Consider the following 6,680-nt stretch of genomic DNA (forward strand, 5'->3'; position numbering starts at 1 on the left):
GTGCCGTGCATAAGTGTTTAAGCACGGCACACGCTGACGGCACGGATCACAGGCTGTCCAGCAAAGTCGTCACGCGCCGCACCTTTTCTTCGTCGACGGGCGCAAGGCCCTTGCCGTCGACACGCACGCCCGAGCCGAAGTGAACGGCTGTCACTTGCGTCACGCGCACAAAGTCCGCGACGCGATCGACGGTCAATCCCGCACCTGCCAGTACAGTGCAATGCGTCCGATCGGCGTGCCGCGCAAGCGAGCTTATTTCAGCGGTCGCATCCAGCACGGAAGGCTTGCCGCCCGACGTCAGCACGTTCGTGACGGCATCGAAGCCGAGCAACACATCGAGTGCTTCATGCAGATCGCGCGCTTCGTCGAATGCGCGATGAAACGTGATGGGCATGCCGTCGGCGGCTTCCACGACGCGCGCCAGGCCGTCGCGGTCCACTTCGCGCGACACCGTCAGCATCCCGATCACGACGGCACTCGCGCCCGCCGACTTCGCCGCGCGCACGTCGCGCAGCATCACGGCGAAATCGCCGGCATCGTAGACGAACGAACGGCTATGCGGCCGCACGATCACGTTCACAGGAATCGGCACGGCCGCCACCACCGCCTCGATCAAACCGATGCTCGGTGTCAGCCCGCCCTCGCCCATCGCGGTGACGAGTTCGAGCCGATCCGCGCCGCCGCGCGCAGCGGCTTTCGCATCGGCGAGCGTCGTCGCGATCACTTCGAGCAGCACACGTTCGCTGGCCATATCAAAGAGTCATGTCGTGATGAAAGCGACATGATCTCAGAAGCGCGGTTCCTCGAACCAGTCGATGTCGCCGCACAGCACGCAAGTACGGTTGCCGATCTGCGTCGCCACCGACAGCGTCACGCACGGCACCGCCTCGTTGATCGACAGATAAGGCCGCGTCACGTGCACGCGTTCGGGCGCGTCGATTGCCGTGCGGAAATACGGACGGCGCAGCCAGTTCGCGCCCTGCGCATCGGATAGCGGCAGAAAGCGCGTTTCGTGCGTCGCGCGATCGGCGCGCAGCACCACGTTCCGCCCGGCTTGCCGGCCTTTGTCGTCGAGCAGATAGCAGCGCGCAGCATGATCGAGCGCGAGAAAATTCCAGCACACTTCGTCGAGCGGTTCGCCTGCGGCGAGCCGTTCCGCCGCGCGCTCGAATGCGCGAATGTACGGCGCGAGCCGCGACGCGTTGCGCCGCTCGCGCTCCTCCGCTAGCGACTGGTAACGCTCGGTCAGCTCGCCGATGCACGCCGTCGCATGCACTGCGTCCGCGAGCCCCGGATGCGGACGTGCGAAGTAAAAGCCCTGCACGAAATCGACGTTGCAGGCGAGCGCCATATGCGCTTCGTGCTCCGTCTCGACGCCTTCGATCAGCACCAGCTTGCCCGCTTCGTGCAGCAGCGCGACGAGGCCCGGCAGGATCGACGCCATGTCCGCGCGATGCGCGGCATGCGACAGCATGATGCGGTCGAGCTTCACGATATCGGGATTCAGTTGCCAGATGCGCTCGATGTTCGAATGGCCCGCGCCGAAGTCGTCGAGCGCGATCAGGAAGCCGCGCTCGCGAAACTGGCGCACGGCGTCGGCGAGCCGGTCGATGTCCTGCGCGCTCTGCTCGAGCACTTCGAGCACGATGCGTCGCGGCGACAGGTTCAGCCGCCGCAGATTCGCGAGCAGCGCCGCCGAATGATACGAGTCGATCAGCACGCCCGGATGGACGTTGAGAAAGAGCCACTCTCGCTCGGCGCCGAGCACGTTGAAGTTCTCGAGATGCAGCGACTGCGCGAGCCTGTCGACGTGCAGCACCTCGCCGACGCGCGCGGCCTCGCCGAATACATCGACGGGCGACACCACGCGATCGAATGGATCGTGCGCGCGGAGCAGGCCTTCGTAGCCCACGGCACGCATGTGCGAGAGGCTGAATATCGGCTGAAAGACGCTCGTGAGCGTCAGGTCGCCGTGCTGTATCGAATAGCGCTGCAGGCCCGAGGTCACGCTGAGCTCGAATCCGTGCGGCACCGCTGTTCTTTCCTGTTGCGCAATGGTCATGCAGTCCTCTCACGCAAGAGTCCGGTACGCGCGTCGCGAATGCGAAAGCGCGGCGTCCGTCCTCAAAATGTGCGTCATCGGCTCCTGATAAGCAAGCTCCATGCGCACGGTGGCGCACGCATCACCGAAAGCCGCATCGGGCGCTGCACCGCGCGCAATACGCATGCGTCGCGCGAGGGCGTGCGATGCACCGTCGCGGTGCGCGAGGCTTTCGGTCGTCTTGCGATGTTCGCGGCGGGAATTCACATGGTCGGGCTAAACTTCGGGCTGACCGGAATGCCGGACGGCAGCGCCCGAGCCTAGCGGCTTCATGCCGTACGCGAAGTGTCGCTGGCTGGTGTCGCCGCCAAGTGCCGTTCTGCCGTTCCGAACCGTCGCCCCGAAGCCTCGCGCCTGCTTCGCGCGCTTCCGCCTGTCGTCCACATCCCGCTTCCGATGGAAATCGTCTTTACCGTTCTGATCTTGCTGCTCTCCGTTGCCGCTTCCGGCGTCGTCGTGCGGCTCGTGCCGTTCAGGCTGCCGCTGCCGCTCGTGCAGATCGCATTCGGCGCGCTACTCGCGTGGCCGCGCCTCGGCTTGCACGTGACGTTCGATCCCGAGCTCTTCATGATGCTGTTCATTCCGCCGCTGCTGTTCGCGGACGGCTGGCGCATACCCAAGCGCGAATTCTTCATGCAGCGCCGCGCGATCCTGATGCTCGCTCTCGGCCTCGTGTTCATGACGGTCGTCGCCGTCGGCTATTTCGTTCACGCGATGGTGCCGTCGATGCCGCTGCCCGTCGCGTTCGCGCTCGCCGCCGTGCTCTCGCCGACGGACGCCGTCGCGCTGTCCGGCATCGCGGGCCGCAACCGGTTGCCCGAGCACCTGATGCACATCCTCGAAGGCGAAGCGCTGATGAACGACGCGTCGGGCCTCGTCGCGTTGAAGTTCGCAGTGGCCGCCGCGCTGACGGGCGTGTTCTCGCTGCGCGATGCGTCGGTGAGCTTCGTGATCATCGCGCTCGGCGGACTGGTGATGGGCGCGGCCGTCAGCTGGCTCTTCAGCTACGCATCGACGCGCATTCTCAATCTCACGGAAGAAGGCGACCCCGCACCCGGCGTCGTGATGACGCTGCTGATTCCGTTCGCCGCGTACCTGTTCGCCGAGCACTTCGGCTTCTCGGGCATTCTCGCCGCCGTCGCAGCGGGCATGACGATGAACTACTCGGCGTTCGCCACCACGAGCCCGGCATCGGCGCGCGTGCGGGCAAGCGTCACGTGGACGATGATCGAGTTCATCTTCAACGGCATGGTCTTCATTCTGCTCGGGCTGCAGCTACCGCATATCATCGGCCGCGCGCTGCTGGATGCGCATGAGGAACAGAGCGGCTCCGAGCTGCGGCTGATTCTCTACGTCGCGGCCGTTTCAATCGCGCTCTACGCGCTGCGTTTCGTGTGGGTGTGGACGCTGCGCTGGTTCGCGAGCCGTGGCGCGGCGAAACACGGCGTCGCGAACGCGGTGCCCGGACTGCGCACGGTGTCGATGACGACGATCGCGGGCGTGCGCGGCGCGGTGACGCTCGCGGGCGTGCTGTCATTGCCTGTCGCGTTGTCGAATGGACAGCCGTTGCCGGGACGCGATCTCGCGATCTTCATCGCGTCGGGCGTGATTCTCGTGTCGCTCGTCGTGGCCGTGGCCGGCTTGCCGTTGCTGATGAACGGCGCGCGGCGCCGCGCCGATCCTCATGCGGCCGAGGAACGCACGGCGCGCATTCAGGCCGCGCAGGCGGCGATTCGCGCAATCGACGAGTTGCACGAAACGTTGACGGCCGACCTCGACGAAGCCGCATCGGCCCATGCCGCCGATGTGACGGCGCGCGTGATGGGCATTTACCGCAGGCGTCTCGCGACGCTGGACGACGACATCGGTCCCGCCGACAAAGCGCGGCGCAGCGAGGCACTGGAGTTCCAGATGAAGCTCGCGGCAATGCGCGCCGAGCGCGCGACGCTGCTCGACATGCGCAGCAGGCTGCGAATCAACGACGACACGATGAACAAGCTGATGCGCGAAGTGGATCTGTCGGAGACGGCACTGCTTACGCGGGGCAAAGAGAAGGAATGACGAAGGACTGAAAAGGTGCGAAAGAAACGGGCGCCCTGCGAGCCAGGAGACTCGAGGCGCCCGTTCTTTGGTGAGTGACGAAGCGTCAGACGGCCGGCTCTTGCGGACCTTTGCGACGCAGCAGCGCATACAGAATGATCGCGCCGAACGTCGCCGTGCCGATGCCGCCCAGCGCGAAGCCGCCGAGCTTCAGCGAGAAATCGCCCGCGCCGAGCACGAGCGTCACGGCCGCGACGATCAGGTTGCGGTTGTCGGAGAAGTTGACCTTGTTGACGACCCAGATGCGCGCGCCCGTCACCGCGATCAGCCCGAACACGACGATCGACACGCCGCCCAGCACCGGGCCCGGAATCGTCTGGATCACCGCGCCGAACTTCGGCGAGAAGCCGAGCACCAGCGCGATCACGGCGGCGATCACGAACACGAGCGTCGAGTAGATCTTCGTGACGGCCATCACGCCGATGTTTTCCGCGTACGTCGTCACGCCCGTGCCGCCCGCGAAGCCCGACACCACGGTCGCAAGACCGTCGCCGATGAACGCGCGGCCGATGTAGCCGTCGAGGTTCTGCCCCGTCATCGCGCTGACGGCCTTGATGTGCCCGAGGTTCTCCGCGACGAGAATCACCGCGACGGGCGCGAGCAGTGTCATCGCCTGGCCGTTGAAGACGGGCGCCATGAAATGCGGCATGCCGAACCACGACGCGTTCGCGACGATCGAAAAGTCGATCGGCTTGCCCATCCCCATGCCGTTCGTGACGACGGCGTAGATCGCGTAGGCGATCAGCAGGCCGACGAGAATCAGGAGACGCTGCAGCATGCCGTGTGCGAACACGGCCACCGCGCCGACGCACAGCACCGTCACGAGCGCCATGTACGAATCGAACGCGCTGCCGCTCACGCCCTTGACGGCGATCGGCGCGAGATTCAGGCCGATCACCGCGACGATCGAGCCCGTCACGACGGGCGGCATCAACGTTTCGATCCACGCCGTGCCGACGGCCGACACGATCAGCCCGATGATGATGTAAGCGACGCCGCACGCGATGATCCCGCCCAACGCAACGGGGATGTTCGGGTTCGGCCCTTGTCCCGTATAGCCTGTAATCGCGATTACGAGACCGATGAACGCGAAGCTCGAACCGAGATAGCTCGGCACGCGGCCGCCGACCAGCACGAAGAACAGCAGCGTGCCGATACCCGACATGAAGATGCACAGATTGGGATCGAAGCCCATCAGCAGCGGCGCGAGCACCGTCGAGCCGAACATCGCGACGACGTGCTGGATGCCCATCGCGAGCATCTGCGGGCCGGGCAAACGCTCGTCGGTGTTGACGACGCGTCCTTCGACGCTCTTCGGCTGGACGCGCCAGCGCGGAAAATAGGAATCGGCCATCGCGGGGGCTCTCCTCTATTGGCGTAGATCTTGTGTGGGGTGCGCCGCCGCGAGTGCGGCGCGGTCCAGGATGGGATTCTTGAACTACGCGCGAGTGTACGGAGAGCGCCTGGCGCTGACAAGCCAAGCAAAATGCGCGGGCGCAACGGCGTCGCCCGGTGTTGTATCGAAGCGAAAACATCGCATTGCCGTCTTCGGATGGCGCGCCTGATGGCCCGTCGCGGGCGCCTCTTTTTTGAGCAATCTGGAAATGACGGCTCGCGCGGAACGCCGCGGGCTTCCCATGCGCGCCGCTTTCCCGGATAAGAGCTTTGGGAGTTATCTGATATCAGAACGGATACCGCGCTCTCTACACTGCAACGGCTGCGTGACCCCGATTGATTGAGTAGCGCTAGCGATGTTGTAACTCTCCGACTTTCCGCTCATGCTCCCCGGCATGAGCGGTTTTTTTTGGGGGGTTGTATCAATCCGCATGCGATCGCGAAAGGACCTACATAAATCCGAGTTCGTCTGATACCGCACTACAGCCTGGTCCATTTCAATCTGACGACAGGCGGCACTGTTCCGTCACTGCATTGCCGGTTGCGTCACCGGCCCGCACTTTTCAGCTATCTACCAGGGAGGTCGGGAAATGTCGGAAAACAAGAAAGGCACGCTCTATAGCTTCGCTACCCTCGGCGCGCGCACTGAGCGAGTGCAGCTATGTCACCCGCGCAAGCTTCCGCTCGCGTTCGTCGGTAGCGAACTGGATAACGGCGACACCATCACAGATAGCCCGGAGCATAAGGGCGAGGCGTCGCGTCGTTTCGTTAACACAAGGAACGAAAAGGAGCTAAAGTCGGAACTGGTGTACGGGGGAGTTGAGGCGGGAGATTGAAGGCGGTGGAGGTTTCAGCTGAGAATCTGATTGTCGAAGTCGGAAACCAGCAAACAACAAACCATCCACCATGAGCAAGTTTACGGAAAAAGCAGTTGTCGGTCTATCGGAAGTCGGTCTGGGCCTGGACGAATTGGTGCGACACGGAGCGCGGCAAGTGATTCAGCAGGCAATCGAAGCGGAACTGTCGGCGCTGCTGGAGCGATTCGAGAACGTCAAGACCTTGCATGGACAACGCGCGGTGGTAC

6 protein-coding genes and 1 pseudogene are annotated in these 6,680 nt (G+C 64.3%); 4 read left to right on the plus strand and 3 right to left on the minus strand.

The window, feature by feature from the left end; all coding sequences use genetic code 11:
• Window positions 1–46: 46 nt before the first annotated feature.
• The gene (locus GCT13_RS22190; RefSeq protein WP_152761644.1) at window positions 47–751 is read right to left on the minus strand and encodes a copper homeostasis protein CutC; all 705 of its coding nucleotides are present in this window, start codon (window positions 749–751) and stop codon (window positions 47–49) included.
• A 36-nt stretch (window positions 752–787) separates the two neighbouring features.
• Window positions 788–2,062, minus strand: a complete 1,275-nt coding sequence (locus GCT13_RS22195) for an EAL domain-containing protein (protein ID WP_152761646.1) — start codon at window positions 2,060–2,062, stop codon at window positions 788–790.
• 39 nt (window positions 2,063–2,101) lie between these two features.
• Between GCT13_RS22195 and GCT13_RS22200 the strand changes: the two genes are divergently transcribed.
• Both GCT13_RS22200 and GCT13_RS22205 read left to right on the plus strand, forming a co-directional pair.
• Window positions 2,102–2,365 carry a hypothetical protein gene (locus GCT13_RS22200; protein ID WP_152761648.1) on the plus strand — a complete coding sequence of 88 codons (264 nt, stop codon included), beginning with the start codon at window positions 2,102–2,104 and terminating at the stop codon, window positions 2,363–2,365.
• Window positions 2,366–2,497: 132 nt separating this feature from the next.
• On the plus strand, window positions 2,498–4,162 hold the full coding sequence (locus tag GCT13_RS22205; protein ID WP_152761650.1) for a Na+/H+ antiporter: 1,665 nt from the start codon (window positions 2,498–2,500) through the stop codon (window positions 4,160–4,162).
• An 85-nt stretch (window positions 4,163–4,247) separates the two neighbouring features.
• On the opposite strand, the gene GCT13_RS22210 is transcribed toward GCT13_RS22205, so the two are convergent.
• Window positions 4,248–5,555 carry a solute carrier family 23 protein gene (locus GCT13_RS22210; protein WP_152761652.1) on the minus strand — a complete coding sequence of 436 codons (1,308 nt, stop codon included), beginning with the start codon at window positions 5,553–5,555 and terminating at the stop codon, window positions 4,248–4,250.
• Window positions 5,556–6,186: 631 nt separating this feature from the next.
• Between GCT13_RS22210 and GCT13_RS22215 the strand changes: the two genes are divergently transcribed.
• On the plus strand, window positions 6,187–6,432 hold the full coding sequence (locus GCT13_RS22215; protein WP_152761654.1) for a hypothetical protein: 246 nt from the start codon (window positions 6,187–6,189) through the stop codon (window positions 6,430–6,432).
• Between the two features lie 70 nt (window positions 6,433–6,502).
• Window positions 6,503–6,680, plus strand: a pseudogene (locus GCT13_RS22220) (IS256 family transposase); the annotation flags it as partial.

Origin of the sequence: Paraburkholderia franconis (assembly GCF_009362735.1) — a bacterium.
Classification (GTDB): Bacteria; Pseudomonadota; Gammaproteobacteria; order Burkholderiales; family Burkholderiaceae; genus Paraburkholderia; species Paraburkholderia franconis.

Coding starts and splice junctions, on each gene's coding strand:
- GCT13_RS22190 (WP_152761644.1), bottom strand. CDS start 751: ATGGCCAGCGAACGTGTGCTGCTCGAAGTGATCGCGACGACGCTCGCC.
- GCT13_RS22195 (WP_152761646.1), bottom strand. CDS start 2,062: ATGACCATTGCGCAACAGGAAAGAACAGCGGTGCCGCACGGATTCGAG.
- GCT13_RS22200 (WP_152761648.1), top strand. CDS start 2,102: ATGCGAAAGCGCGGCGTCCGTCCTCAAAATGTGCGTCATCGGCTCCTG.
- GCT13_RS22205 (WP_152761650.1), top strand. CDS start 2,498: ATGGAAATCGTCTTTACCGTTCTGATCTTGCTGCTCTCCGTTGCCGCT.
- GCT13_RS22210 (WP_152761652.1), bottom strand. CDS start 5,555: ATGGCCGATTCCTATTTTCCGCGCTGGCGCGTCCAGCCGAAGAGCGTC.
- GCT13_RS22215 (WP_152761654.1), top strand. CDS start 6,187: ATGTCGGAAAACAAGAAAGGCACGCTCTATAGCTTCGCTACCCTCGGC.